Genomic DNA, 1,521 nt, shown 5'->3' on the forward strand with positions numbered 1-1,521 from the left:
TTATGCTTTTTTGCCCCTGCAGGAACTATAGCGTTCAACCGGCATGGTTGCCCACGACGACCGACCCTAGCGGCCCGGCGCCGCGGCGCCGCGGGCATTTACCGGCCGGTCAGGAGGATCGGCGGGTCAGCACCGGCGCCAGCACCTGGTGTACGTAGGTGTTGGGGTGCTTGCCGGTGAAGCGGTCGGCCAGCGGACCGTATGCGGTGACCGGCACGTCCTGCCCGGTGTGACTGCCGGTGGTCCAGTCGATGTTGAAGCTCAAGGGGCTGCCGGCGACCGGGAAGGGTCCGTCCTCGGCCGACACGCCGTCCCCGGACTCGTCCGTGGTGGCGGTGTCCTCGACGGCCAGGCCACCGGTCTCGTGGTCGCCGGTCACGACGACCAGCGTGTCGCGGTGCCGGGCGGCGTACTCACGCGCCACCGAGACGGCCTTCTCCAGCTCGCCCATCGCCTGCAGGGTGCGGCGGCCGTTGTTGTTGTGCGCGAACTCGTCTACTCCTTCCTCCTCGACGAGCAGGAAGAAGCCACGCCGCTCGGTGGACAGCGTGCTCAGCGCCGTGCGCGTCATGGTGGCGAGGCTGACCGGCGGGTCGTACACGTCGCCCTGCCCCTCCGGCCGCTGCTGGAACAGCTCCTCGTTGGCGAACAGACCGAGCAGCTTGCCCCTGCGGACGGTCGCGAGCTGCGCGGCGGTCGAGACGTACTGGTAGCCGTCGGCGCGCGCCCGGGCGATCAGGTCACCCTGGGTGCCGCGGCTGCCCTCGGTCGGGTCCGCGGCGGGTTGATCGGGGTACGCGCCCGGGCTGCCCGCCGGAAGCCACCAGTCCTCGCCGCCGCCGAGGATCACGTCGGGCTTGCTGACCTCGAGATACTGCCGGGCGATGTCGTCCTGCGCGGCCCGGTCGACGCTGTTGGAGAAGAAGGCGGCCGGGCTGGCGTCGGTCACCTGTGCCGTGGTCACCAGCCCGGTGGCCTTCCCGGCGGCCTTCGCCTGGGTGCCGAGCGTGGGCAGCGGGTTGCCGTTGACGTCGACACTGATCGCGCCGTTGTAGGTGCGCTGGCCCGTGGCCCAGGCGCTCGCTCCGGCCGCGGAGTCGGTGATCGGGGTCTCCGGGTCCCGCGGGCTGGTGGTCAGCTGGCCGGACACCGGCAGCGAATCCATCACGAGCCGGCCGTCGAGACCGGCGTAGAACAGGCGGGCGGCCTCACGGTGCGCGGCGGCCATGCCGTCTCCGTTGATGAAGATGACGTTGCGGGGGGTGACCCGGCCGCTGCCGGCCGGTGCGCTGCCACCCCATGACTGGGCGACGGTCACCCCGGCGGTTGCGACGGTGGCGGCGACGACCGGTGCCAGCCACCGCACGGTACGAACGAACATGGTTCCTCCTCGGCTCCCGACGGGCGACGACGTCGCGGATCGGCAATCGTGGATCCCCGGGCAGGGGTGGGGTAAACGTGACGCGCCCGGCTGGGCGCTCGCGACAACATTTAGGAGTGTTGACAGTTCACATTCCATCA

General features: G+C 70.8%; 1 protein-coding gene. It reads right to left on the reverse strand.

The features are described 5' to 3' along the window. Window positions 1–109: 109 nt before the first annotated feature. On the reverse strand, window positions 110–1,381 hold the full coding sequence (locus AB0M20_RS42895; RefSeq protein WP_364307187.1) for an alkaline phosphatase: 1,272 nt from the start codon (window positions 1,379–1,381) through the stop codon (window positions 110–112). Window positions 1,382–1,521 lie beyond the last annotated feature (140 nt).

The organism is Actinoplanes sp. NPDC051633, from assembly GCF_040681735.1.
In the GTDB taxonomy this organism is placed as follows: domain Bacteria; phylum Actinomycetota; class Actinomycetes; order Mycobacteriales; family Micromonosporaceae; genus Actinoplanes.